Here is a 25,752-nt window from a genome sequence, read left to right as displayed (position 1 = left end):
CGGCCTTCCGGCGGCACAGGCCACCGGAATGTGCCTCTCCGGGCGTCCCGCGCGGGCACCGCGGGCGCCCGGTCGGGGCAGCCCGCGGGCGCCGGCGTCAGCGTCCGTTGAAGGCGTCCTTCAGCCGGGAGAACAGGCCCTGCTGCCCGGGCTGGAACTGGCCGGTGGGCCGCTCCTCGCCGCGCAGCTTCGCCAGTTCGCGCAGCAGGCGCTCCTGCTCCGCGTCCAGCTTGGAGGGGGTCATGACCTCGACGTGGACGATCAGGTCGCCCCGGCCGCCGCCGCGCAGATGCGTGACGCCGCGGCCGTGCAGCGGGATCGACTGGCCGGACTGGGTGCCCGGGCGGATGTCGACCTCCTCCAGGCCGTCCAGGGTCTCCAGCGGCACCTTCGTGCCGAGGGAGGCCGCGGTCATCGGGATGGTGACCGTGCAGTGCAGGTCGTCGCCGCGCCGCTGGAACGTCGAGTGCGGCAGCTCGTGGATCTCGACGTACAGGTCGCCGGCGGGGCCGCCGCCGGGGCCGACCTCGCCCTCGCCCGCGAGCTGGATCCGCGTGCCGTTGTCGACACCCGCCGGGATCTTCACCGTGAGGGTGCGGCGCGAGCGCACGCGCCCGTCGCCCGCGCACTCCGGGCACGGCGTCGGCACGACCGTGCCGAAGCCCTGGCACTGCGGGCAGGGGCGGGAGGTCATGACCTGGCCCAGGAAGGACCGCGTGACCTGGGACACCTCGCCGCGACCGCGGCACATGTCACAGGTCTGCGCGGAGGTCCCGGGGGCCGCGCCCTCGCCGTTGCAGGTGGTGCACACCACGGCCGTGTCGACCTGGATGTCCTTGGTGGTGCCGAAGGCCGCCTCGTCGAGGTCGATCTCCAGCCGGATCATGGCGTCCTGGCCGCGGCGCGTGCGCGACCGGGGGCCCCGCTGCGACGCGGTGCCGAAGAACGCGTCCATGATGTCCGAGAAGTTCCCGAACCCGCCGGCGCCGAAGCCGCCCGCGCCCCCGCCGCCGCTCTGCGAGAGCGGGTCGCCGCCGAGGTCGTAGACCTGCTTCTTCTGCGGGTCCGACAACACCTCGTAGGCGGCGTTGATCTCCTTGAACCGCTCCTGCGTCTTCGGATCGGGATTGACGTCCGGGTGCAGCTCGCGCGCGAGCCTCCGGAACGCCTTCTTGATCTCGTCCTGGGACGCGTCGCGGCGCACGCCGAGTACGGCGTAGTAGTCCGTGGCCACTTACGACTCCGCCAGGATCTGTCCGACGTACCGTGCCACTGCGCGTACCGCTCCCATCGTTCCCGGGTAATCCATGCGGGTCGGTCCGACCACGCCGAGTTTGGCGACTGCCTCGCCGCCCGAACCGTAGCCGACCGAGACCACGGACGTGGAGTTGAGCCCCTCGTGGACGTTCTCGTGACCGATCCGTACGGTCATGCCCGAATCCGTCGACTCACCGAGGAGCTTGAGCAGCACGACCTGCTCCTCCAGCGCCTCGAGGACCGGCCGGATCGTGAGGGGGAAGTCGTGTCCGAAGCGGGTGAGATTGGCGGTGCCGCCGATCATCAGCCGCTCCTCGTTCTCCTCGACGAGCGTCTCCAGCAGGGTGGAGAGCACCGTGGCGACCGTACCGCGGTCCTCCGTCTCGAAGGCCTCCGGCAGATCCTGCACCAACTGCGGCACGTCCGCGAAACGGCGGCCCGCGATCCGGCTGTTGAGCCGGGCCCGCAGATCCGCCAGCGACGCCTCGCCGAAGGGCGCCGGGCAGTCGATCATGCGCTGCTCGACCCGGCCGGTGTCCGTGATGAGCACCAGCATGACGCGGGCCGGGGCCAGCGAGAGCAGTTCCACGTGCCGCACCGTCGAGCGGGTCAGCGAGGGGTACTGGACGACGGCGACCTGCCGGGTGAGCTGCGCGAGCAGCCGCACCGTGCGCCCCACGACGTCGTCGAGGTCGACGGCGCCGTCGAGGAAGTTCTGGATGGCGCGGCGCTCGGGCGCGGTCATCGGCTTGACGCCGGCGAGCTTGTCCACGAACAGCCGGTAGCCCTTGTCGGTGGGGATGCGCCCGGCACTGGTGTGCGGCTGGGCGATGTACCCCTCGTCCTCCAGGGCGGCCATGTCGTTGCGGACGGTGGCCGGGGAGACGCCCAGCCGGTGGCGCTCGGTCAGCGCCTTGGAGCCGACCGGCTCCTCCGTCCCGACGTAGTCCTGGACGATGGCGCGCAGTACCTCGAGCCTGCGTCCACTGAGCATCGCGCACACCTCCAGCTGTCGGCACCTTGGTCGTCGCGGTCTTCCTCCTGGCACTCAGCGCGTGCGAGTGCCAGCGTTCCCCGGGCCAGTGTACGGCGGGGAGGTACGGCCCCGGCAAGGGCGGGCCCGTGACGTCCGCCGAGGTGTACGGACGTGTCCTGCGATGTCGCGCCGTCGCACCCCCCGCCGGGCTTCACCGCTAGCGTCTCCGTGTGACGGTGACTTGGGAAGAGCCGGGATGGGAGCAACTCGCGCCGCGGGCCGGGCGGTGCCGGCTGCCGGGCTGGGACTGCACCGCGGGGCTCGTGGTGGGCGAGGGGGCGGCCCTGCTGATCGACGCGGGGTCGAGCCTGGCGGAGGGAGCGCGGCTGCGCGCCGAGGCGGGCCGGATCCTGGGAACCGGGCGGCGTGTGACGCACCTCGCACTGACGCATCCGCACTTCGACCACGTCCTCGGGGCCGCCGCCTTCTCCGGGGTGGAGGTGTTCGGCGCGGTGGGCCTGGACACCGCGCTCGCCCACGGTCGCGAGGAACTGCGCGCCGACGCCGTACGCAACGGCCTGGACCCGCGCGCGGCGGCGGAGGCGGCGGACCTGCTCGTGCGGCCCCGCCACCTCGTCTCCGGCGAGTGGACGCTGGGCCTCGGCGGCGGCGCGCAGGTCCTGCTGGCGAACGTGGGCCCCGGGCACACCGCGCACGACCTCGTGGTGCTCGTGCCCGGCACCGACGGACCGGAGGTGGTGTTCTGCGGCGACCTCGTGGAGGAGTCGGGCGAGCCGCAGGCGGGGCCGGACGCCGTCCCGTCCCACTGGCCGGCCGCGCTGGACCGGCTGCTGGACCTCGGCGGGGAGGACGCGGTCTACGTGCCGGGCCACGGGGCGGCGGTGGACGCGGAGTTCGTCCGCGCCCAGCGGGACGCGCTCGCCGCCCGCTTCGGCGTGTCGTAGGCGCGGGCGGGGACTTCGGCGCGCGTCTTCTCCTATCGTCATCCGAATGCGCCAGTACTCTCCGGACCTGACCCCGCCGTGGAAGAAGCCCAAGCCCGTGCCCGAGGTCCCGGCCGACCCCGGTCTGGTGGTGGAGGAGCCCGGCACCGGTTTCTGCGGGGCGGTGATCGGCTGCGAGGCGGGCACGGTGACGCTGGAGGACCGCTTCGGCAAGCACCGGGTGTTCCCGCTGGAGCCGCGCGGCTTCCTGCTGGAGGGCAGGGTGGTCACCCTGGTGCGGCCCGCCGCGGGACCGGCCCGGCCCAGCCGCACCGCCTCCGGTTCGGTCGCCGTGCCCGGCGCCCGCGCCCGCGTGGCCCGGGCCGGCCGCATCTACGTCGAGGGCAGGCACGACGCCGAGCTGGTCGAGCGGGTCTGGGGTGACGACCTGCGCATCGAGGGCGTCGTCGTCGAGTACCTGGAGGGCGTCGACGACCTCCCCGCGGTGGTCGAGGAGTTCGGGCCCGGTCCGGACGCCCGGCTCGGGGTCCTGGTCGACCACCTGGTCCCCGGTTCGAAGGAGTTCCGCATCGCCGAGGGGGTCACGAGCGAGTACGCGCTCGTCGTGGGCCACCCGTACATCGACATCTGGGAGGCCGTGAAGCCGTCGTCCGTCGGCATCGCCGGCTGGCCCCGGGTGCCGCGCGGGCAGGACTGGAAGACCGGCGTGTGCCGCGCGCTGGGCTGGCCCGAGAACACCGGCGCCGCCTGGCAGCACATCCTGTCCCGGGTCCGCTCCTACAAGGACCTGGAGCCGGAACTCCTCGGCCGTGTCGAGGAGCTGATCGACTTCGTCACGGCACCGGAGTAGCGGCGCGCCCGGCACGGCACGCCGTCCGAGGGCGGATCCCAGCCCGCCGACCGCTGGAGGACGAACGCGACGAGGCGACCCGGGTCGGGGTCGGATTCCAGCCCGTCCGGCGCTTGAGGACAAGCGCGTCAGCGCGGCACAAGGCCCCCGGAGGGCGTGGCCCCAGGATACGGAGGAGAGCGGGGTACCTCAGTCCACCAGGTCGCGCACCACCGCGTCCGCGAGCAGCCGCCCGCGCAGGGTGAGCACGGCCCGCCCGGCCTCGTACGGCCCGGCTTCGAGGAGTCCTTCGGACAGGGCGCGGCGGGAGGCCGCGAGGCCGTCGGGCCTGAGCAGGGAGAGCGGGCAGCCCTCGCGCAGCCGCAGTTCGAGCAGGATGCGCTCGACCCGCCGGTCCTCGTCGGCGAGGAGTTCGCGTCCGGCGCCCGGGGACCGGCCGGCGGCCAGCGCCGCCGCGTACGCCCCGGGGTGCTTCACGTTCCACCAGCGCACCCCGCCGACGTGGCTGTGGGCGCCGGGCCCGGCGCCCCACCAGTCGGCGCCGCGCCAGTACAGCTCGTTGTGCAGGCAGCGTCCGGCGTCCGAGGTGGCCCAGTTCGAGACCTCGTACCAGTCGAAGCCCGCCGCCGCGAGCACCTCGTCGGCGATGAGGTACCGGTCGGCGTGCACGTCGTCGTCGGTCATGGGGACCTCGCCGCGGCGGATGCGGCGGGCGAGCTGGGTGCCCTCCTCCACGATCAGCGCGTACGCGGAGACATGGTCGGGGCCGGCGCCGAGGGCCGCGTCCAGGGAGGCCCGCCAGTCGTCGTCGGTCTCCCCCGGGGTGCCGTAGATCAGGTCCAGGTTGACGTGGTCGAAGCCGGCGGCTCGGGCCTCGGCGACACAGGCCTCGGGCCGGCCGGGGGTGTGGGTGCGGTCGAGCACCTTGAGGACGTGCTGCCGGGCGCTCTGCATGCCGAAGGAGATCCGGTTGAAGCCGCCGGCGCGCAGGGTGGCGAGGTAGGCGGGGTCGACCGACTCCGGGTTCGCCTCGGTGGTGATCTCGGCGTCGTCCGCGAGCCCGAACTCGTCGCGGACGGCGGCCAGCATCCGTACGAGGTCGTCGGCGGCCAGCAGCGTGGGCGTACCGCCGCCGACGAAGACCGTGCGGACGGGGCGCGGGTCGTCGCCCAGCACCTTGCGGGCCAGCCGGACCTCGTCGACCAGGGTCGACGCGTAGTTGTCGCGGGAGGCGAGCACGCCCCCGGTGCCCCGCAGCTCGGTGGCCGTGTAGGTGTTGAAGTCGCAGTAGCCGCAGCGGGTCGCGCAGTACGGGACGTGGAGGTAGAACCCGAGGGCGCGCTCGGCGGCCCCGGCCAGGGCGTGCGCGGGCAGCGCCCCGTCGTCGGGGACGGGCTCACCGTCGGGGAGTGCGGAAGGCATGCCCTCCATTGTCCAGCACGGCTCACCCGGCCCCGTCCGCGTGGTCCGGCCGGCCGGCTGGAAGCGGCCGGCCGGGCTGTTCCGCCTGGAGGACGAGGAGGGCCAGGTCGTCCTCCGGCGGCTTGTTCCCGAAGGCGTGCACGAGCCGCCGGATCCGCTCCGCGATCAGCTGGGCGCTCAGTCCGGCGCAGCCCGCGAGGGCGGTCGCGAGTCCGTCGTGGTCGTCGAACTGGCGGGAGCCGTCGCGGCGCTCGGTCACCCCGTCCGTGACGCACAGCACGGTGTCGCCGGGGTGCAGCTCGAAGGTCTCGGCGGTGTAGGCCGCGTCCTCCACGACGCCGAGCAGCATCTGCGGGGCGGCCACCTCCCGGACGGAGCCGTCGGGCCGCAGGAGGAGCGGCAGCGGGTGGCCGGCGGAGGCGAGGGTGCACCGCACGCCTCCGTCGAAGGGCACCAGCTCGCCGTGGAGCAGGGAGAGGAACCGCGTCTGCGGGCCCTCGGCGTCGACGAGCCCGGGCCCGCCCGACGCGACCAGGGCGCGGGCCGCGGCGTCGGCCGCCTCGGTCGCGTCGTCGAGCAGCAGCTGGTTGAGGCGGTCCAGGACGTCCGCGACGGCGTAGCCCTCGCGGGCCAGCAGCCGCAGCCAGGGCCGGGCGAGCCCGATGACGACGGCGGCCTCGGGGCCCTTGCCCTGGACGTCGCCGACCGCGAAGCACCAGCGCCCGTCCCCGGCCGGGAACAGGTCGTAGAAGTCGCCGCTCGGGCCGCCCTTGTCGCACGGCTCGTACACGAGGGCGCTGCGCACGCCGGGGATCTCGGCGACGGCGCCGGGCAGCAGGCCGCGCTGGAGGACCCGGCTGATGGTGGCCTGGCGCGCGTACTGGCGGGCGGCGCCGACGGCGAGCGCGATCCGGCGGCTGAGGTCCTCGACGAGTCCGGTGACCTCGTCGGGGAAGCCGGTCAGTCCGGCGCGTCCGATGACGAGGGTGCCCAGCGGCCGCCCACCGGCGATCAGCCGGTACGCCAGGGCCGCGCCGGGCGCTCCGTGCGGGCCCCGGTCCTCGCCGGGCCAGGGCACCGGGACGGCCCGGGAGCGCACCGAGTCGGGCAGCCGCGGCGGGTCCTTCTCCAGGGCGCGGCGCAGTTCCTCGATGCGGTTCTCGCTGCCGTGCCAGACCCGGGCCAGCCGCGGCCCGGTGGCGCCGCCGGGCCGATCGGAGCCCCGCCAGGCGGTGGCCTCGTCCTCCAGCCAGACGGCGCACCAGTCGGCGATGCGGGGCACGAGGAGCTGTCCGGCGAGCGCCGCGACCAGGTCCTCGTCGAGCTGTCCCGCGAGCAGGTCGGAGGCCTCGGCGAGGAAGGAGAGGGCGCCGCGGCTGACCCAGTCGTGGTCCCGCCGGGCGGTGTGGTGCGGGCCGGGGCCGGGCGGTCCTGCGGCGGCCGTCCGGGGCCCGGCGGCCGGTGCGGGGGCGTGCGGCTCGCTCCCGCCGTCGGCCGGAGCCGGCCCGCCGACGGGGAGCCGCGCCCACACGGTCTTGACGCCGGTCCGGTACGTCACGCCCCATTCGCCGGAGAGCGCGGAGACCAGGCGGAGCCCGCGGCCGTACTCGGGGGTGCCGTTCGGGCGCTCGGTGCCGTCGTCCCGTACGCCGCGGGAGGGGTGGTGGTCGGCGACCTCCAGGACGAGTCCGGCCGTGTCGTGGCCGCCGAGGGTGTCCGGTCCGTCCTCGTCGGCGTCCGGCTCAAGGGGGTCGTCCCGGTCGAGGCGGCAGAGCAGCTCGACGTCCGTCCCGGCGTGCACGACGGCGTTGGTGACGAGTTCGCTGACGATCACGGCGGCGTCGTCGAGCAGCCGGTCGGTGACCGCGACCGGGCCCGTCAGGGCGTGTTCGGCCCAGTCCGTGAGCGCGGCCCGGACGAAGCGGCGGGCGGCGGCGGGGGCGAGCGGACCGCCGGGCAGGGTCGTACGGGCCACCGCGCGCCGGCCCGTGCCGGTGCGCCCGGGGGCACCCCGGGCCCGGGACAGGGTCTCCCCTTGCGTCGGTATGGGCCCCACTGTGCGTCTCCCTGAGCAGTTCGGACGAATCACCTCAGCCGATGCGGACAGGGTGACAGACTGAGCGTGCCCATAAGCGCCGAGTCACCGAAGTGGGCCGCCATGAGTGAGAACAGTGCCGGGCATGCGGTCGAAGACGGTCGTATCCGGGCATCGGATCTGCGTCCGCTGCTCGCCGCGCTGACCGCGGTCAGGGACGGCTACTTCACCAAGGTGCCGGAGACCGGGCACGGGCTGGTGGCCGAGCTGAGCACGGCCTTCAACCAGGTGATGGACCGGAACATGCACTTCAGCACGGAGGTGCAGCGGGTCCGCCGCGAGCTGGTGCGCCACGGCCGGCTGGACGAGCGGCTGTCGGCGAGCCCGGGTCAGGGCAGCTGGACGTCCCGGGTCGACGACGTGAACCAGCTCCTCGACGCCCTGGTGGCGCCGGCGGCGAACGCGACCCGGGTCCTGGACGCGGTGGCGGGCGGCGATCTGACCCAGCGGGTCGACCTGCACGACGGCAACCGGCAGCTGCGGGGCGATCTGCGCCGGCTGGGCCGGGCGGTCAACAAGATGGTGGACCAGCTGTCGCTGTTCACCGGCGAGGTGACCCGGGTCGCCCGCGAGGTCGGCACCGAGGGGCGGCTCGGCGGCCGGGCCAAGGCGCAGGGGCTGTCGGGGAGCTGGCGGGACGTGACGGAGGCGGTCAACACCATGGCCTCCCGGCTGACCGCCCAGGTGCGGGACATCGCGCTGGTGACCACGGCGGTGGCGCGCGGCGACCTGACCCGGACGGTGACGGTCGAGGCGACCGGCGAGCTGCTCGAACTCAAGCTCACCGTGAACACGATGGTGGACCAGCTCTCCGCGTTCGCCGACGAGGTCACCCGCGTGGCCCGGGAGGTGGGAACCGAGGGCCAGTTGGGCGGCCGGGCGCAGGTGCGGGGCGTCTCCGGGGTCTGGAAGGACCTCACCGACAACGTCAACTTCATGGCGTCGAACCTGACGTCGCAGGTCCGCAACATCGCCCAGGTGACCACGGCCGTCGCCAACGGCGACCTCAGCCAGAAGATCACTGTCGACGCCCAGGGCGAGATCCTCGAACTGAAGTCGACCATCAACACGATGGTCGACCAGCTCTCCGCCTTCGCCGACGAGGTCACCAGGGTCGCCCGCGAGGTCGGCACCGAGGGCAACCTCGGCGGGCGGGCCCAGGTGCGCGGGGTGTCGGGCGTCTGGAAGGACCTCACCGACAACGTCAACTTCATGGCGGACAACCTGACTTCACAGGTCCGCAACATCGCCCTGGTGTCCACGGCGGTGGCGCAGGGCGACCTGGGCAAGAAGATCACCGTCGAGGCGAAGGGCGAGATCCTCGAACTCAAATCGACCATCAACACGATGGTCGACCAGCTCTCCGCCTTCGCCGACGAGGTCACCAGGGTCGCCCGCGAGGTCGGCACCGAGGGCAACCTCGGCGGCCAGGCCCAGGTCCGCGGGGTGTCGGGCGTCTGGAAGGACCTCACCGACAACGTCAACTTCATGGCCCTGAACCTGACCTCGCAGGTCCGCAACATCGCCCAGGTCACCACCGCGGTGGCCAACGGCGACCTCTCCAAGAAGATCACCGTGGACGCCCGCGGCGAGATCCTGGAGCTGAAGGACACCGTCAACACGATGGTGGAGCAACTGCGCGCCTTCGCCGACGAGGTGACACGGGTGGCCCGCGAGGTCGGCACCGACGGGCGGCTGGGCGGCCGGGCCCAGGTGCTCGGCGTCTCCGGGGTCTGGCGCGACCTGACGGACAACGTGAACTACATGGCGGACAACCTGACCTCGCAGGTCCGCAACATCGCGCAGGTCGCCACCGCGGTCGCGCAGGGCGACCTGTCCAAGAAGATCGACGTGGACGCGCGCGGCGAGATCCTGGAGCTCAAGACCACCATCAACACCATGGTGGACACGCTGTCGTCCTTCTCCTCCGAGGTCACCCGCGTGGCCCGCGAGGTGGGCAGCGAGGGGCAACTGGGCGGCCAGGCCCGGGTGGAGGGCGTGTACGGCACCTGGAAGCGGCTGACGACGAACGTCAACGAACTCGCCCTGAACCTGACCACTCAGGTCCGCGCCATCGCCGAGGTGGCCTCGGCCGTGGCCCAGGGCGACATGTCCCGCTCGATCACGGTGGAGACGCAGGGCGAGGTCACCGAGCTCAAGGACAACATCAACCTGATGGTGGCCAACCTCCGCGAGACCACCCGCGCGAAGGACTGGCTGGAGTCCAACCTCGCCCGCCTCGCCGCGCTGATGCAGGGGCACCGCGACCTGATGGAGGTCGCCGACCTGATCCTGCGCGAGCTGACCCCGCTGGTGAACGCGCAGTACGGCGCGTTCTTCCTGGCCGACCCCGAGGACGAGTCCCTGCGGACCGCCATCCCCGCGAAGGGGCTCGCGTTCATCGCCGGGTACGGCTCGGCGCAGGGCGCGACGGTCGACACGGGCGGCATGCCGGTGCACGGGCTGGTCCGGCAGGCGGCGCGGGAGAAGAAGCGCATCCTCGTGGAGGAGGCCCCGCCGGACTACATCAAGATCAACAGCGGGCTCGGCGAGGCCGCCCCGGCCAGCGTCGTGATCATCCCGATCCTCTTCGAGGACAAGCTGCTGGGCGTGATCGAGCTGGCGTCGTTCTCCCGCTTCTCCGACGTCCACCTGGCCTTCTTCGACCAGTTCGTGAACACCATCGGCGTCGCGATCAACACCATCATCGCCAACTCCCGCACCGAGTCGCTGCTCGGCGAGTCCCAGCGGCTCGCCACCCAGCTCCAGGAACGCTCGGACGAACTCCAGCGCCAGCAGGGCGAACTCCAGCGCTCCAACGCCGAACTGGAGGAGAAGGCCGCGCTGCTGGCGACCTCCTCGCAGTACAAGTCCGAGTTCCTGGCGAACATGTCCCACGAGCTGCGGACCCCGCTGAACTCCCTGCTCATCCTGGCCCGGCTGCTCTCCGACAACCCGGACGGCCGCCTCTCCGACCAGGAGGTGCAGTTCGCCACCACCATCCACCGCTCGGGGTCCGACCTGCTCCAGCTGATCAACGACATCCTCGACCTCTCGAAGATCGAGGCCGGCCGGATGGACGTACGCCCGAAGAAGCTGCCGCTGATCAAACTGCTCGACTACGTCCACGCCACCTTCCGCCCGCTCACCATCGACCGGGGGCTCGCCTTCGAGGTCTCGGTCGGCGAGGACGTACCGCGGGAGATGTACTCGGACGAGCAGCGGCTCCAGCAGATCCTGCGCAACCTCCTGTCGAACGCGATCAAGTTCACCGCGAACGGGCGCGTCGAGCTGCGGGTCAGCCGGCTCAAGGACCCCGAGCACCTCTTCACCCGTGAGAACAGCGACGACGTGATCGCCTTCGCGGTCTCCGACACCGGCATCGGCATCGCCCCGGAGAAACTCCCGGTGATCTTCGAGGCGTTCCAGCAGGCCGACGGCACCACCAACCGCAAGTACGGCGGCACCGGCCTCGGGCTCTCCATCAGCAGGGAGATCGCCGGGCTCCTCGGCGGCCGCATCGTCGCCGAGAGCGCCCCGGGCCAGGGCTCCACCTTCACGCTGTACGTCCCGGTCATCAGCCCCGGGCACGCGGCGAGCGGGGCGGTCGCCGAGGACCGCAGGCCACCCGTGCCCGAGCAGCTGTCCACGGAGCCCTACACGGCGCACGACACCGAGGACTCCTGGCCGACGCTCACCAAGCTGGAGGCGTGGAAGGCGGGCCGGGCCGGCCGGGTCCTGCCCGGCCGGCGCGTACTGATCGTGGACGACGACATCCGCAACGTCTTCGCCCTCACCCACGTGCTGGGCCGGGTCGGCATGCCGGTCCTGTACGCGGAGAACGGGCGCGAGGGCATAGAGACACTGGAACGCAACCCGGACGTCGAACTGGTCCTGATGGACATCATGATGCCGGAGATGGACGGCTACGAGACGATCGCCGCCATCCGCCGCACCCCCCGCTGGGCGGGTCTGCCCATCGTCGCGCTGACCGCGAAGGCGATGCCGGGAGACCGCGAGAAGTCCATCGCGCGGGGCGCCAACGACTACGTACCCAAGCCGGTGGACGTCGATCAGCTGCTGACCGTCGTCTGCGCGCTCCTCGACCCCGCGGACCCGGCCGCCGGCGGTGCGCCGGACCCCCGCGCCGGGTCCGCCGTCCCGGGACCGGGCTCCCCGGCGGAGCCCGCCGTACCGCCGCCGACCGAGTGAGGCACCGTCACGATGAGCGCTGAGGCAAGGACCGACGAGCGCGCGAGCATCCTCCTGGTGGACGACATGGAGGACAACCTGGTCGCCCTGGAAGCCGTCCTGGGGTCGCTCAACGAGCCGCTGGTGCGGGCGCGTTCGGGCGAGGAGGCGATGAAGGCCCTGCTGCGGCAGCGGTTCGCCGTCGTCCTGCTCGACATCCGGATGCCGGGCATGGACGGCTTCGAGACCGCCGCGAACATCAAGCGGCTCGACCAGACCAAGGACGTCCCGATCATCTTCCTGACCGGCACGGACGCCGACGCGGGCTACGCCTTCCGCGGGTACGCGACGGGCGCCGCGGACTATCTGACGAAGCCCTTCGACCCGTGGGTGCTGCGCGCCAAGGTGACCGTCTTCCTCGATCTGCACCGCAAGAGCCGTCAGCTGGAGCGGATGCTGGCCCGCGAGCAGGCCCGGTTCGACGAACTGGCCGAGCATCTGCGGGAGGTCGAGACCCACGTGACGGCCGGCGGCATCACGGACCCCGCCGCACTGCGCGGCCGGCTCCGGAAGATGGAGGACCTGCTCACGGAGATGCGGCACGGACGCGGCCTGTAGCCCCGGCTCCCGGCCTGCCAGCACCTGCGGGTACGGGGAGGGGCGGGCCCCGGACCTGTCACGACCTGCCGCCGCTACGGGAGCCCGGGGGCGGCCGATCCCGTCACGACGTGCCGGTGCGGGCGCACGCGGGGCCGCGGCCTCTCATGATGTACCGGTGCGGGGACAGCGGACCGCCGGTCCCCACACGACCTCCTGGTCCGGGAGCCCGGAGCCGGCCGCACCGTCACGACATGCCGGTGCGGGGCCGGGGATCGCCGGCCCCGCACCCGCACCGCCGGGTGGCTACGCCTCGCGCGAGCCCGCGTACATCTCCTCGATGAGGTGCTTGTACTGCCGCTCCACGACCGGGCGCTTCAGCTTCAGGCTCGGGGTGATCTCCCCGTGCTCCACGTCCAGGTCCCGCGGCAGCAGCCGGAACTTCTTGATGGTCTGCCAGCGCTGGAGACCGTCGTTGAGCTGCTTGACGTAGCCCTCGACCATCTCGACCGTGACCGGGGCCGCGACGACCTCGGCGTACGACTTGCCCTCCAGGCCGTTCTCCTTCGCCCAGTCCAGGATGGACGGCTCGTCCAGGGCGATGAGCGCGGTGCAGAAGTTCCGGTCGGCGCCGTGCACCAGGATGTTGGAGACGTACGGGCACACGGCCTTGAACTGGCCCTCGACCTCGGCGGGCGCGATGTACTTGCCGCCGGACGTTTTGATCAGGTCCTTCTTGCGGTCGGTGATCCGCAGGTAGCCGTCCGGGGACAGCTCGCCGATGTCGCCGGTGTGGAACCAGCCGTCGGACTCCAGCACCTCGGCGGTCTTCTCGGGCAGCCCGTGGTAGCCCTCCATGATGCCGGGGCCGCGCAGCAGGATCTCGCCGTCGTCCGCGATGCGCACCTCGGTGCCGGGCAGCGGCTTGCCGACCGTGCCGGTGCGGTAGGCCTCGCCGGGGTTCACGAAGGAGGCGGCGGAGGACTCGGTGAGCCCGTAGCCCTCCAGGATGTGGATGCCGGCGCCGGCGAAGAAGTAGCCGATCTCCGGCGCGAGCGCTGCGCTGCCGGAGACGCAGGCGCGCAGGTTGCCGCCGAAGGCCTCGCGGATCTTGGCGAAGACCAGGGTGTCGGCGACCTTGTGCTTGGCGCCGAGCGCGAAGGGGACGGAGGCGACGCCGGTGCGCCGGAAGTTGTCCTGGCTGGCCTTCGCGTACTCGCGGGCGACCTCGGCCGCCCACTTGAAGATCTTGTACTTGGCGCCGCCGCCCGCCCGCGCCTTGGCCGCGACCCCGTTGTAGACCTTCTCGAAGATGCGCGGCACGGCCGCCATGTAGGTGGGCTGCACCACCGGCAGGTTCTCGATGATCTTGTCGACCCGGCCGTCCACGGCGGTGACGTGGCCGACCTCGATCTGCCCGGAGGTGAGCACCTTGCCGAACACGTGGGCGAGCGGCAGCCACAGGTACTGCACGTCGTCACTGGTGATCAGACCGGTGGCGACGGTGGCCTTGGCCATGTACGACCAGTTGTCGTGCGGCAGCCGGACACCCTTGGGGCGACCCGTCGTACCCGAGGTGTAGATCAGCGTGGCGAGCTGGTCGGCGGTGATCGCGCCGACCTTCTCCTTGATCAGGTCGGGGTTCTTCTCCAGGTACGCGGCGCCGCGCGCCTCCAGCTCGGCGAGCGTCAGCACCCAGTCGCCCTCGTCCTCGCCGGCGTCCAGGCCGGAGGGGTCGACGACCACGACATGGGTCAGCTCGGGCAGCTCGGCCCGCTTGGCGCGCGCCTTGGCGAGCTGCGCGGCGTCCTCCGCGATCAGGACCTTGCTCTCCGAGTCGGAGAGGATGAACGCGGACTCCTCCGCGTTCGTCTGCGGGTACACGGTCGTCGTGGCCGCGCCGGCGCACATGATGCCGAGGTCCGCGAGGATCCACTCGACGCGGGTGGAGGAGGCGAGCGCCACGCGCTGCTCGGGCTGCACGCCCAGCTCGATCAGGCCCGCCGCGATGGCGTAGACCCGCTCGGCGGCCTGCGCCCAGGTCAGCGACTTCCACTCGTCCGGGCCCTGGCCCGTGGCGGATGGGACGGGATAGCGGTAGGCCTCGGCATCGGGCGTGGCCGCCACGCGCTCCAGGAAGACGGCCGCCACGGAGGGCGGACGGTTCTCGATCAGGGTCTGTGTGTCGCTCACGACATCCTCCGGGGCCCGCGACAGTGCGTGCGACTGGCTCGATCGACTGCTGTGCGGCTGGCTGGTTGCGGCTGTGTTGTCGTCACTCGCGAAGCCTTGTTTAACTCGTGAGTAACTACCGAGCAGAGATCAGAGTAAGGCCCGACCGCCTGGTACGTAAGAGGCAGCGGCCTGTCACTTCCTACAGAGAGCAACCGCCCGCATGCACAGGGGGCCCGCCGCACACGAGCGGAACGGGCCCCTGCCGCCCGGTCCGTTTCCGGGCGTCGTCCGCGTATCGGACGGCTGCTTCTCGGTCCGGGCGGCTACTTCTTGCCCTTGCCCGAGCCGGCGTTGTCGTCACTGGAGAGCACGGCGATGAAGGCCTCCTGCGGAACCTCCACGGAACCCACCATCTTCATGCGCTTCTTGCCCTCCTTCTGCTTCTCCAGCAGCTTCCGCTTCCGGGAGATGTCACCGCCGTAGCACTTGGCGAGGACGTCCTTGCGGATGGCGCGGATGGTCTCGCGGGCGATGACGCGCGAGCCGATGGCCGCCTGGATCGGCACCTCGAAGGCCTGCCGCGGGATCAGCTCGCGCAGCTTGGCCACGAGCCGCACGCCGTAGGCGTACGCCGCGTCCTTGTGGGTGATCGCCGAGAACGCGTCCACCTTGTCGCCGTGCAGCAGGATGTCGACCTTGACCAGGCTCGACGTCTGCTCACCGGTGGGCTCGTAGTCGAGCGAGGCGTAACCGCGCGTCTTGGACTTCAGCTGGTCGAAGAAGTCGAAGACGATCTCCGCGAGCGGCAGCGTGTACCGGATCTCCACCCGGTCCTCGGACAGGTAGTCCATGCCGAGCAGCACACCGCGGCGGGTCTGGCACAGCTCCATGATCGAGCCGATGAACTCCGAGGGCGCGAGGATCGTGGCGCGTACGACGGGCTCGTACACCTCACTGATCTTGCCCTCGGGGAACTCGCTCGGGTTGGTGACCGTGTGCTCGCTGCCGTCCTCCATGAGGACGCGGTAGACCACGTTGGGCGCCGTGGCGATGAGGTCGAGCCCGAACTCGCGCTCCAGCCGCTCGCGGATGACGTCCAGGTGCAGCAGCCCGAGGAAGCCGACCCGGAAGCCGAAGCCCAGCGCCGCCGAGGTCTCCGGCTCGTACACCAGCGCGGCGTCGTTGAGCTGGAGCTTGTCGAGCGCGTCACGCAGCTCGGGGTAGTCGGACCCGTCGAGCGGATACAGCCCCGAGAAGACCATCGGCTTCGGGTCCTTGTAACCGCCGAGCGCCTCGGTCGCACCCTTGTTCAGGGTGGTGATCGTGTCACCGACCTTGGACTGACGGACGTCCTTCACGCCGGTGATGATGTACCCCACCTCGCCGACACCGAGGCCGTCGGCCGACAGCATCTCGGGCGAGTTGGTGCCGATCTCCAGCAGCTCGTGCGTGGCGTTGGTGGACATCATCCTGATGCGCTCACGCTTGTTGAGCTGCCCGTCGATGACACGCACGTACGTCACGACACCGCGGTAGGAGTCGTAGACCGAGTCGAAGATCATCGCGCGCGCCGGGGCGTCGGCGACACCGACCGGGGCCGGCACCTCCGCGACGACCCGGTCGAGCAGCGCCTCGACACCCATGCCGGTCTTCGCGGAGACCTTCAGCACGTCGTCGGGATCGCACCCGATGAGGTTGGCCAGCTCCTCGGAGAACTTCTCCGGCTGCGCCGCCGGCAGGTCGATCTTGTTCAGTACGGGAATGATCTTGAGGTCGTTCTCCATCGCCAGGTAGAGGTTGGCGAGAGTCTGCGCCTCGATGCCCTGGGCCGCGTCGACCAGCAGGACCGTGCCCTCGCAGGCCGCGAGGGACCGGGACACCTCGTACGTGAAGTCGACGTGCCCGGGGGTGTCGATCATGTTGAGGATGTGGGTCCTGCCCGGGTCCTCCGTGGGAGCCCAGGGCAGCCGGACCGCCTGGGACTTGATCGTGATGCCACGCTCGCGCTCGATGTCCATACGGTCGAGGTACTGAGCACGCATCTGCCGCTGGTCGACCACCCCGGTCAGCTGGAGCATGCGGTCGGCGAGCGTGGACTTGCCGTGGTCGATGTGCGCGATGATGCAGAAATTGCGGATCAGAGCCGGGGCGGTACGGCTCGGCTCGGGCACATTGTTAGGGGTCGCGGGCACGCAGGGTCCTGTCTCTTGAGGCGCCTGTCGCCTCGGGTCGGATCGATACGTAGGCTCCATGGTCCCACGGGCGCGGAGCTGCGACCGGTTTGGGCCGCCCCCGCGACGACTGGTAGCCTGGGTGGCTGTGTCTCATGCCCTCTCAGCACGAGGCACATACGGCTCCACCGGGTCACCGGAGGAGTATCGGCTCCGCCGGGCTACCAGCGGGGCAGCAGTTCCGCCGGTTCGCCGGGGAGCTACTCGAAGATCAATCACCGGCGCGTGAGGCCTGCCCTCGCGCGCCTGAACCTGAAAAGGCTCATCAGTGGCGAACATCAAGTCCCAGATCAAGCGGATCAAGACCAACGAGAAGGCCCGGCTGCGCAACAAGGCCGTCAAGTCCTCTCTGAAGACCGCGATCCGCAAGGCCCGCGAGGCCGCTGCCGCGGGTGACGTCGAGAAGGCCACCGAGTACACGCGCGACGCGTCGCGCGCGCTCGACAAGGCCGTCTCGAAGGGCGTCATCCACAAGAACCAGGCCGCCAACAAGAAGTCGGCGCTTGCTTCGAAGGTCGCTTCCCTCAAGGGCTGAGTCGGCTGAGCCCTCGCGGGCTCGACCCCTGACTTGACCGTCGGCTGGACCCGAGCGGGCCCTCTCTCTCCGCTCCCACCCGACACCCCCGGACCCACGCGCGACCTGCGTTCGCCACGCGGGCGTGGATCCACAGAGCTTGCTCCAAAGGCCCCGGTCGTCCCTCCTTCCCCAGGAGGGACAGCCGGGGCTTTTGCATTGAGTGTTCGGGGGTGGGGGGGGTGATGGCGGGCGGGTGGGAGGGGCGGGAGTGGTGGGGCGGTGGGGTCGGCAGTGGTGGAGGCGGTGGGGGCGGGAGTGGTGGGGCGGTGGGGTCGGCAGTGGTGGAGGCGGTGGGGGGCGGGGCGGTGAGGGCCTGGAGGTGTGGGAGCGGGGGTGAGGGGCTCGGGAGTGGGTCGGGGAGCCCGGGCGGGGGCGGGACCGAGAACAGGGGCGGGAGCTGGAGCGGGGCAGGACCGGGACCCGGAGCTGGATCCGGAGCGGGCCGGGATCGGGATCGGGAGTGGACCGGGGGCCGGGGGCAGGAGCGGTCCGGGGGCAGGAGCGGGAGCCGTCCGGCGGCAGGAGCGGTCCGGGGACGGGAACGGGGACGGGGACGGGGACGGGGGGCAGGATACGGACCGGGACGGGAGTAGACCGGGACCGGGACCGGGAGTGGACCGGGGCCGGGGACCGGGGGCAGGAGCGGGAGCGGTCCGGGACCCGGAACAGGAGCGCGAGCGGGATCCGGACCGGGACCGGGATCGGGACCGGGAGTGGACCGGGACCGGGGGCAGGAGCGGGAGCGGTCCGGGACCCGGAACAGGAGCGCGAGCGGGATCCGGACCGGGATCGGGACCGGGAGTGGACCGGGACCGTAGGCAGGATCGGGAGCTAGCGAGTCTTCGGCTTGCGCTGTGGGGGCCGGGTCCTCTGCGTGGCCGGCGGTCGCCCCGGGTTCCGGTTCGCGCTTGGGCAGCGGCGAGGTCCCTCCGGCCTGGTCGGGAGAGTCAGCCCGCCGCATCCCGCTTCGGAGTCAGCCCCGCCTGGACCGCGCCGCCCGGGCAATGGCGACGACCGCCTTCTCGAGCGCGTACTCGGGATCGTCCCCGCCTCCCTTGACCCCCGCGTCGGCCTCGGCCACCGCCCGCAACGCGTAGGCGACCCCGTCCGGAGTCCACCCCCGCATCTGCTGCCGCACCCGGTCGATCTTCCACGGCGGCATGCCCAGCTCCCGGGCCAAATCGGCGGGCCGCCCCGCGCGCGCGGACGACAACTTGCCGATCGCCCGCACCCCCTGCGCCAGCGCGCTGGTGATCATCACCGGCGCGACCCCGGTCGACAGGGACCAGCGCAACGCCTCCAACGCCTCCGCCGCCCGCCCCTCCACGGCCCGGTCGGCCACGGTGAAGCTCGACGCCTCGGCCCGCCCCGTGTAGTACCGCCCGACCACGACCTCGTCGATCGTGCCCTCGACATCCGCGGTCAGCTGCGACACCGCCGACGCCAGCTCCCGCAGGTCGCTTCCGATGGAGTCGACCAGCGCCTGACACGCCTCGGGCGTCGCCGACCGGCCCAGCGCCCGGAACTCACCGCGCACGAACGCCAGCCGGTCCGCCGGCTTCGTCATCTTCGGGCAGGCCACCTCGCGCGCTCCCACTTTGCGCGCCGAGTCGAGCAGCCCCTTGCCCTTGGCCCCACCGGCGTGGAGCAGCACCAGGGTGATCTCCTCCGCGGGCGCCCCGAAGTACGCCTTCACGTCCTTGATCGTGTCGGCGGACAGATCCTGCGCGTCCCGTACGACGACCACCTTGCGCTCGGCGAACAGCGACGGGCTCGTCAGCTCCGCGAGCGTCCCCGGCTGCAACTGGTCCGGCGTGAGATCCCGGACATCCGTGTCGGCATCCGAGGCCCGGGCAGCGGCCACGACCTCCTGCACGGCACGGTCGAGCAGCAGATCCTCCTGTCCCACGGCGAGCGTGACAGGGGCGAGGGGGTCGTCTTGTGCAGTCTTCCTGGCCATCGCGCCAAGCATCCCACGGGCCACTGACAACCCACCGCCCCGCCCGCTGACCCCCGCAGCCCTGATCAGGCGGCCGGGGAGCTCCTGCCTGATCACGCGACCGCGGAGCTTCAACCTGATCACGCGGGATCACACGGCCGGGGAGCTTCTGGGTCGCCTGGAGGGAAGGCGGACGTCGGGGACGACAGCTGGGCGTCGGCCCCCGGCTACGGCTCCTCCCGCCAGCCGTCCCACTCGCCCGCGAACTCGTCCAGTTCCTCGGCAACGAGCCGACCCTCCGCGTCCCGCAGCACGACCAGCCACTGCGCGTCCTCGGCGTCGTCCTCACCGGCCAGTGCGTCCCGTACGAGCTGCGGCTCCTCGGTCAGGCCGAACCGGTCCCCGAGTGCCTCCAACGCCTCCTCCGCCGCATCACGGTCGGGCAGCACCAGCACATGTCTCACATCGCTCACGGAGACATTTTCCGCCACGCCCGCCGGCCCAGGACGCCGGGCCCACCCTCACAGGAAGCAGACGCCAGGGAGCGAAGGAGTAGGGGCGCAGGGACGCAGGGGCGCAGGGGCGCAGGGGCGCAGGGGCGCAGGGGCGCAGACGGCAGGGTCGTCGCCTACGGGTCACGTGAGCATCCCGCCCCCGGACGATCCGCGGCCGATCTCGGGACAACTCCGGCCGATCCGCAGCCGCTCGGGGGACGACTCCGAACGGGGTCTGGCGACCCTGGGACGACTCCGGACCGGGCCTGGCGACCCTGGCCGACTCCGAACCGGGCGTGGCGACCCCGGGCTGACTCCGGACCGGGCGACCCCGGGCTGACTCCGGACCGGGCGTGGCGACCCCGGGCTGACTCCGGACCGAGCCCGGCGACCCCGGGCCCGATCTGAACCGGGCCAGGCGACACTGAGTCGACTCCGGCAACCCCGAGTCGATCAGACTCCCCGCACCACCGGAACCCGGTCCAGCTCGATCCCGAACCGCTCCCGGTACGCCCCCAGCACCTCCTCGTCCGTACCCAGCTCCGACACCTCCTTCGTGCCGTCGACTGCGGTCACCGTGAAGCTCCGGCCGCTCAGCGTGATCCGCCCTCCGTCCTCCGTCACCCGCGAACACACCAGCGACTTCGAGAAGTGCGACTCCGGTGACGTGCTGTGCCACCAGGCTCCCGTCACGAAGTCCCCGAGCACACGCCTGCGGGTCTCCAGGCGGTACTGCCCGGCGCCGTCCCGCAGCACGTCGAGATCCCCGTACCCCGGCACACCGTCCCCGCCCGGCTCCTCCACCTCCACCACACGGAACGTGCCGGCCGGATCGACCTGGTCGCCCCTCTCCCCGAAAGCCAGCGGCCAGTGACTGTGCGCCCCGAAGCCCACGTCGGTCAGCAAGTCGCCCCCGTCCGACGTCCGCACCCGCAGCGCGAGGTGGTCGTAGGGGACGCCGAGCCGTCCCCCCGCCGCGTGCACCCGCGCCGCCAGCAGAGCCACGTCGAAGCCCAGAGCGGCCAGCAGCATCCCGAACGCGCCGTTCAGTTCGTAGCAGAAGCCGCCCCTGCGAGCCCCCACCACCTTGTCCAACAGCCGCTTCTCCTCCAGCACGATCTCCTCACCGAGGTGGATCGACAGGTTCTCGAACGGGACAGTCCGCAGATGCCGCACCTGGAGTTCGCGCAGCGCTTCGGCGGTGGGCCGCTCGGGGCGGGCGGCCCCGATACGACTGAGGTAGGCGTCGATCTGTGCGCTATTCATGGCGCCAGTCTCTCTCCGCGACCACCGCACGCCCCGGTCCCGAGCCACCCAATCCGGCTGATTCTCCCTCCGCCGCCCGTCCCGCCGCCCTACTTGTCCTCCCTCTCGACCCACCTGCCCCCTCGTCTGAGCCCACCTGCCGCCTCCCTCTCGACCCACCCGCCCTCTCGTCTCGACCCGCCCGCCCCCTCGTCTCGGCCCCGCCCGGTCAGCCGCCCGCCCACTCCTCACTCTCGACCCGCGCCGCCGCCCGACCCGCTCCCTCCTCTCGCGCCGCCCACCACTTGGTTCGGCCCCTCCTTCCCGGCCCCTCCTCCGCCGCCGCCTCCTCCCCGGTTGCTCTCCCATCCGGACCGCCCCACCGGTCGGCCAGCTCTCGGCCTCTGACCGCCCCGCCACACGCCCCCCGCCTTCCACCCAGGCCGCTACCGCGCGACGCCTCCCCGGAACTGCCCCACGCTCCCGCCCCTCACCTCCTCATCCCGTCATCCCCTCACCCCCTCGCCACCCGCAGCCCCTCACCCGAGCCCGTTACGGCGATGGACCCGTCCTTGTCCGTGCGCATCACCGCTGCCCCCTTGGAACGCAGCGCGGCGACCGTGCTCGGTGCCGGGTGGCCGTACGGGTTGTCCTCACCGCACGAGATCAGCGCGAGCCGCGGAGCCACCCTGCGTATGAGTTCCGGATCCTGGTACGCCGATCCGTGGTGGGCGACCTTCAGCACGTCCACGGCGCCCAGGCCCGCGCCGTCGGGCGATCTCAACAGGGCCTGCTGGGCCGCGGGTTCCAGGTCGCCGAGCAGCAGCAGGGACAGTCCCGCCGACCGCACGAGCAGGGCGACACTGGCGTCGTTCGGGCCCTCGGCCGACGGGGCGGGACCCGGTGGCGGCCACACCACCCGCCAGTCGAGGTCTCCGGTACGCCGCCGCTCCCCCGCCGCGGCCCGGGTCACCGGGATCTGCCGTGCCGCCGCCTGGGACCGCACGAACTCTGCCTGTGACGGCGGCTCTTCCAGGCCGGTCGTCTCGATGGCGCCCACCGAGCGCCCTCGCAGCACGCCCGGAAGCCCCGCCACGTGGTCGGCGTGGAAGTGGGTCAGCACGACCAACGGGATTCTGGTGACGCCGAGTTCGCTCAGGCACCGGTCGACGAGCACCGGGTCCGGTCCCGCGTCCACCACCACACCCGTGCCGTCGCCCGCCGCGAGCACGGTCGCGTCGCCCTGACCCACATCGCACACCGCGAACCGCCAGCCCGGCGGCGGCCAGCCCGTGATCACCCGGGTCAACGGCGGCGGCTGCACCACGACCAGCAGGAACAGCACGGCGCAGACTCCGCACAGCCAGGGGTGCCTCACCAGCCTCCGCCCGACCAGGACGACAACCGCCGTGACCAGGGCGAGCAGCAGCGCGCCCGTCCAACTGCCCGGCCAGTCCACCCCCGCGCCGGGCAGCGCGGCTCCGGTGCGGGCGATGTCCGCGATCCATCCGACGGGCCAACTCGCCCCCCACGCCAGCGCCTTGGCGACGGGCATCGCCGCCGGTGCCGCCACGAGGGCGGCGAACCCCAGCACCGTGGCCGGTGCGACCGCGAACTCGGCCAGGAGGTTGCACGGCACCGCCACGAGGCTCACCCGGGCGGACAACACCGCCACCACCGGCGCGCACAGCACCTGGGCGGCGGCCGCCGCGGCCAGCGCCTCGGCCACCCGGGGCGGTACCCGGCGCCCCTGGAGTGCGGCGCTCCAGCGCGGAGCGACGGTGAGCAGGGCGCCGGTCGCCAGCACGGAGAGCAGAAAGCCGTAACTCCGCGCCAGCCACGGGTCGTACAGCACGAGGACCAGGACGGCGGTGGCCAGCGCCGGGATCAGGGACCTGCGTCGTCCGGTCGCGATGGCGAGCAGCACGATCGCACCGCACGCCGCGGCTCTGAGCACACTGGGGTCCGGTCGGCACACGATCACGAAGCCGAGCGTCAGCGCACCCCCGAACAGCGCGGTTGTCCGCAATGACATGCCGAGTCCGGCCGCCAGGCCGCGACGCTCCGCCCGCTGCGCCAGCCCTGGCGGTCCAATGAACAGGACCAGCAGGATCGCGAGATTGCCGCCGCTGACCGCCAGCAGGTGCGCGAGGTCGGTCTCCTTGAACGCCTCGTCCAGCTCCGGCGAGACGCGTGAGGTGTCACCGACGACCAGGCCCGGCAGCAACGCCCGCGCGTCCGGGTCCAGACCCTCGGTCGCCTGCCGCAGCCCGCCGCGCAGCCGGCCCGCGAGCCGCTGCGCACCCGACGGCTCACCCACCACATTCGGTGCCGCCCCGCCCCGCACGCGCAGGACACCCGCGATCCGGTCTCCACCCGTCAGGGCGGGCACCAACTGGGCGGACACCCGAACCCGCGTGGACGGCAGTAGCTCCAGCCACGGTGAACGCCCCGCACCTCCCCGCTTCCGGTCGCCGCTCGCGTCCACGATCACCAGCACCGGCGTGCGGGTCGCCACGACCGTCCCGTCCGGCTTCGTCAGCCGCCGCACCTCCGCGTCGAGCAGCACGGCCGTGGGAGCCGTTCTGTCGCCTCCGACGCGGGGCCGGGTGAGCCGGGGGTCGGAGGTGAGCTGCACCTCTGCGGTGACCCGCGCGTACTGCCGGGCCAGGTCCGGCACGGGGCCTCGGCGCAGGTCCGCCCCGTGCACACCGGCGGAGGTGGCGGCCGCGGCGACACAGAGCAGCACGGCGGCCACCGAAACCCGCGGCCACGCCCCCGAGACACCCTGAACGCCGTCTCGCCGTCGCCGCCCCGCCGAGGCAACGGGTGACCCGCTCGGACACTCCCGCCCGCTCACCCTCCCGTCCCGTGGCGCTCCCCGCCGCGCCCCGTTCCACCGCGCCAGCAACAGCACGGCCGCCCCGGCGAGACAGACCACGACCAGACCCGTCACCCACGCGCCGGACACGTGCACGGCGAGCGCCGCGGTCGCCCAGGCCGCCAGCGCGGGCGGCACCAGCCGCAGGTCCGTCGCTCCTTCCTGGCGGGGGTGCGACGCCCCCAGCCGTCTGCCCGAGACGGCATGCACCGCAGGGCGGTCAGGTGCCCTGTGCTCCGGGGTCCCCGACCCGCTGTGCTCTGCGGTCCCCAACCGGCTGCGCTCCGCGGTCCCCGCCCCGCTGTGCTCCGTGGTCCCCGCCGCGCTCATGGCCGTACGAGATTTCGGAGATCGGCGAAGCGGCGGTCGCCGATGCCGTTGACCTCGCGCAGTTCGTCGACCGACCGGAACCCCCCGTGCTGGGCGCGATAGTCGATGATGTGCTGCGCCAGCACGGGCCCGACTCCCGGCAGCGTGTCCAATTGGTCCGGTGTGGCGGAGTTCAGGGAAATCGGCGCCGCGGGAGCCCCTCCGGCCAACCCCGTACTGCCGGAGGCCCCCGCCTGGCCGGAGCCGACGCCTGCCGGGGGTGCGGGACCGCCGACCACCACCTGCTCGCCGTCGACCAGGAGACGTGCCCGGTTCAGTCCCTCGGTCTTCGTGCCGGGACGCACTCCGCCGGCCGCCCGAAGAGCGTCGGCGACCCGTGAACCGGCCGGCAGCCGCTGGACACCGGGACTGCGAACCTTGCCACTGACGTCCACATAGATCGCGGGGCCGGGGCCGGCGCCGTTGCCTCCGGCCGGTGTCGGCGCGCCTGTCGAGGACTCCGGGTTCGTGCCTTCCCCTCCGCTTTCCTCCCCGTAGGGAACCGCCGCCCGTACGACTTCCGGCGCGCGGACCTGTTGCGTACGTCCCGTCCAGAAGTGCTGGGCCGCGAAGATCCCGGCGACGACGAGCACGACGGTGAGCGCGGCCACGCTTCGCCGTTCCAGTCCGCACCGCGACTGGAGCCACAGCGGCAGCCGCTCCCGCACCGCGGGCGCGACCCGCTCGCGCCAGGCGTGAGGCACCCCGCCGACGTCGGCGCCCGTCCCCGACTCGGCCTCCGCGACGGCATCCGCGTAAGCACCGGCAGTGACGCCACCGCGACGGGTGACGCCACCGCGACGGGTGGCGCCCCCGCGATGCGTGGCACCACCGCGACGATCGTCACCGCCGTGGGCGGCATCCCCCGCCCGTCCTCCCGGCGGCCCATGGTCCGAACCTTCCGGCGGCTCGTCGTCAGAACCGCCCGATTCTCCTGCTTTTTCGGCGAAGAGCGCCTCGGCCCGTCGGCGGAGCACCTCCGCCGATGCCTGATGACGTCCGCCCCGGAGGCGGGCGTGGTGCCGCCGATGACGGGTACGCCCGTCGGAGACGGGACCCCGGCCCGGGCCGCTGGTCGCGATGCCTGTACGTGAGCGAGATCGAAGTGCCATGCGCCGAGGATGAGGCAGCCCGTGACTCTCGCGATGATCTTGGTCGAATCCCGTGGACGACGACCCCGTTGTGGATAACTCGCTCACCCGAACGGGGCAATCCACCCGCCCGCCACCTCACGCTGAGGCGCGCCCTCCCACCGAGACCCGCCGCCGCAGCCAGGCCCGGCGTCCGCCCCGATCCCGCCGCCTCACTGAGACCGGCCGTCCCAGCAAGGCCCGCCGTCCCCCGAGACCCGCCGCCGCACCGAGACCCGCCGTCTCACCACCAAGGCCCTCCGGCCTCACCGGGACGAGCCACCCGCCCCCCGCACCCCGGGGCCCGGGGGCGCCCCGAGGCCCGCGCCGCCCTCGCGGCCGGGGCGGTCCGCGCGGC

At 72.5% G+C, this 25,752-nt stretch carries 16 protein-coding genes; 5 read left to right on the top strand and 11 right to left on the bottom strand.

Annotated elements, in window-relative coordinates:
- Positions 1-97: 97 nt before the first annotated feature.
- Together dnaJ and hrcA are read right to left on the bottom strand one after the other, a co-directional pair.
- A complete protein-coding gene (gene dnaJ / locus ACWGIS_RS09370; protein ID WP_453361783.1) occupies positions 98-1,234 on the bottom strand; it encodes a molecular chaperone DnaJ in 1,137 nt (378 codons plus the stop codon).
- Positions 1,235-2,251, bottom strand: a complete 1,017-nt coding sequence (hrcA, locus tag ACWGIS_RS09365) for a heat-inducible transcriptional repressor HrcA (protein ID WP_453361782.1) — start codon at positions 2,249-2,251, stop codon at positions 1,235-1,237.
- A gap of 212 nt (positions 2,252-2,463) precedes the next feature.
- Between hrcA and ACWGIS_RS09360 the strand changes: the two genes are divergently transcribed.
- Together ACWGIS_RS09360 and ACWGIS_RS09355 are read left to right on the top strand one after the other, a co-directional pair.
- The gene (locus ACWGIS_RS09360) at positions 2,464-3,198 is read left to right on the top strand and encodes an MBL fold metallo-hydrolase (RefSeq protein WP_453361781.1); all 735 of its coding nucleotides are present in this window, start codon (positions 2,464-2,466) and stop codon (positions 3,196-3,198) included.
- A 46-nt stretch (positions 3,199-3,244) separates the two neighbouring features.
- Positions 3,245-4,048, top strand: a complete 804-nt coding sequence (locus ACWGIS_RS09355) for a DUF3097 domain-containing protein (RefSeq protein ID WP_453361780.1) — start codon at positions 3,245-3,247, stop codon at positions 4,046-4,048.
- A gap of 189 nt (positions 4,049-4,237) precedes the next feature.
- Here the strand turns inward: ACWGIS_RS09355 and hemW are convergent, their stop codons facing one another.
- Both hemW and ACWGIS_RS09345 read right to left on the bottom strand, forming a co-directional pair.
- Positions 4,238-5,470 (bottom strand): radical SAM family heme chaperone HemW, encoded by a 1,233-nt coding sequence (gene hemW, locus ACWGIS_RS09350; protein WP_453361779.1) that lies wholly within the window; start codon positions 5,468-5,470, stop codon positions 4,238-4,240.
- Between the two features lie 22 nt (positions 5,471-5,492).
- Complete coding sequence (locus ACWGIS_RS09345) at positions 5,493-7,526, bottom strand: SpoIIE family protein phosphatase (RefSeq protein WP_453361778.1); 2,034 nt, start codon at positions 7,524-7,526, stop codon at positions 5,493-5,495.
- Between the two features lie 102 nt (positions 7,527-7,628).
- On the opposite strand from ACWGIS_RS09345, the gene ACWGIS_RS09340 reads away from it, so the two are divergent.
- Both ACWGIS_RS09340 and ACWGIS_RS09335 read left to right on the top strand, forming a co-directional pair.
- Positions 7,629-11,777: a HAMP domain-containing protein gene (locus ACWGIS_RS09340; protein WP_453361777.1), complete on the top strand. Its 4,149-nt coding sequence runs from the start codon at positions 7,629-7,631 to the stop codon at positions 11,775-11,777.
- 12 nt (positions 11,778-11,789) lie between these two features.
- Positions 11,790-12,374 carry a response regulator gene (locus ACWGIS_RS09335; RefSeq protein WP_453361776.1) on the top strand — a complete coding sequence of 195 codons (585 nt, stop codon included), beginning with the start codon at positions 11,790-11,792 and terminating at the stop codon, positions 12,372-12,374.
- A 285-nt stretch (positions 12,375-12,659) separates the two neighbouring features.
- Here ACWGIS_RS09335 and ACWGIS_RS09330 read toward each other — a convergent pair whose 3' ends face one another.
- Both ACWGIS_RS09330 and lepA read right to left on the bottom strand, forming a co-directional pair.
- Complete coding sequence (locus ACWGIS_RS09330) at positions 12,660-14,546, bottom strand: AMP-dependent synthetase/ligase (RefSeq protein WP_453361775.1); 1,887 nt, start codon at positions 14,544-14,546, stop codon at positions 12,660-12,662.
- A 305-nt stretch (positions 14,547-14,851) separates the two neighbouring features.
- Complete coding sequence (gene lepA, locus ACWGIS_RS09325) at positions 14,852-16,720, bottom strand: translation elongation factor 4 (RefSeq protein WP_355780567.1); 1,869 nt, start codon at positions 16,718-16,720, stop codon at positions 14,852-14,854.
- Between the two features lie 307 nt (positions 16,721-17,027).
- On the opposite strand from lepA, the gene rpsT reads away from it, so the two are divergent.
- Positions 17,028-17,294: a 30S ribosomal protein S20 gene (gene rpsT, locus ACWGIS_RS09320; RefSeq protein WP_121403109.1), complete on the top strand. Its 267-nt coding sequence runs from the start codon at positions 17,028-17,030 to the stop codon at positions 17,292-17,294.
- Between the two features lie 1,015 nt (positions 17,295-18,309).
- Here rpsT and holA read toward each other — a convergent pair.
- The 5 genes from holA to ACWGIS_RS09295 all read right to left on the bottom strand — a co-directional run bounded on the left by holA (position 18,310) and on the right by ACWGIS_RS09295 (position 25,376).
- Complete coding sequence (holA, locus tag ACWGIS_RS09315; RefSeq protein WP_453361774.1) at positions 18,310-19,296, bottom strand: DNA polymerase III subunit delta; 987 nt, start codon at positions 19,294-19,296, stop codon at positions 18,310-18,312.
- A 206-nt stretch (positions 19,297-19,502) separates the two neighbouring features.
- Positions 19,503-19,748, bottom strand: a complete 246-nt coding sequence (locus ACWGIS_RS09310) for a hypothetical protein (protein ID WP_453361773.1) — start codon at positions 19,746-19,748, stop codon at positions 19,503-19,505.
- Positions 19,749-20,222: 474 nt separating this feature from the next.
- Positions 20,223-21,035, bottom strand: coding sequence for an arylamine N-acetyltransferase family protein (locus ACWGIS_RS09305; RefSeq protein WP_453361772.1), 813 nt, complete (start codon positions 21,033-21,035; stop codon positions 20,223-20,225).
- Between the two features lie 493 nt (positions 21,036-21,528).
- Entirely contained in the window at positions 21,529-24,105 is a 2,577-nt protein-coding gene (locus tag ACWGIS_RS09300) for a ComEC/Rec2 family competence protein (protein ID WP_453361771.1), read from the bottom strand.
- 116 nt (positions 24,106-24,221) lie between these two features.
- Positions 24,222-25,376 carry a helix-hairpin-helix domain-containing protein gene (locus tag ACWGIS_RS09295; RefSeq protein WP_453361911.1) on the bottom strand — a complete coding sequence of 385 codons (1,155 nt, stop codon included), beginning with the start codon at positions 25,374-25,376 and terminating at the stop codon, positions 24,222-24,224.
- Positions 25,377-25,752: the final 376 nt, after the last annotated feature.

The sequence above is a fragment of the Streptomyces sp. NPDC054842 genome, from assembly GCF_053611025.1.
This window is presented reverse-complemented; position numbering and strand designations above follow the sequence as displayed.

Coding starts and splice junctions, on each gene's coding strand:
- hrcA (WP_453361782.1), bottom strand. CDS start 2,251: ATGCTCAGTGGACGCAGGCTCGAGGTACTGCGCGCCATCGTCCAGGAC.
- ACWGIS_RS09355 (WP_453361780.1), top strand. CDS start 3,245: ATGCGCCAGTACTCTCCGGACCTGACCCCGCCGTGGAAGAAGCCCAAG.
- hemW (WP_453361779.1), bottom strand. CDS start 5,470: ATGCCTTCCGCACTCCCCGACGGTGAGCCCGTCCCCGACGACGGGGCG.
- ACWGIS_RS09340 (WP_453361777.1), top strand. CDS start 7,629: ATGAGTGAGAACAGTGCCGGGCATGCGGTCGAAGACGGTCGTATCCGG.
- ACWGIS_RS09335 (WP_453361776.1), top strand. CDS start 11,790: ATGAGCGCTGAGGCAAGGACCGACGAGCGCGCGAGCATCCTCCTGGTG.
- holA (WP_453361774.1), bottom strand. CDS start 19,296: ATGGCCAGGAAGACTGCACAAGACGACCCCCTCGCCCCTGTCACGCTC.
- ACWGIS_RS09305 (WP_453361772.1), bottom strand. CDS start 21,035: ATGAATAGCGCACAGATCGACGCCTACCTCAGTCGTATCGGGGCCGCC.
- ACWGIS_RS09295 (WP_453361911.1), bottom strand. CDS start 25,376: ATGGCACTTCGATCTCGCTCACGTACAGGCATCGCGACCAGCGGCCCG.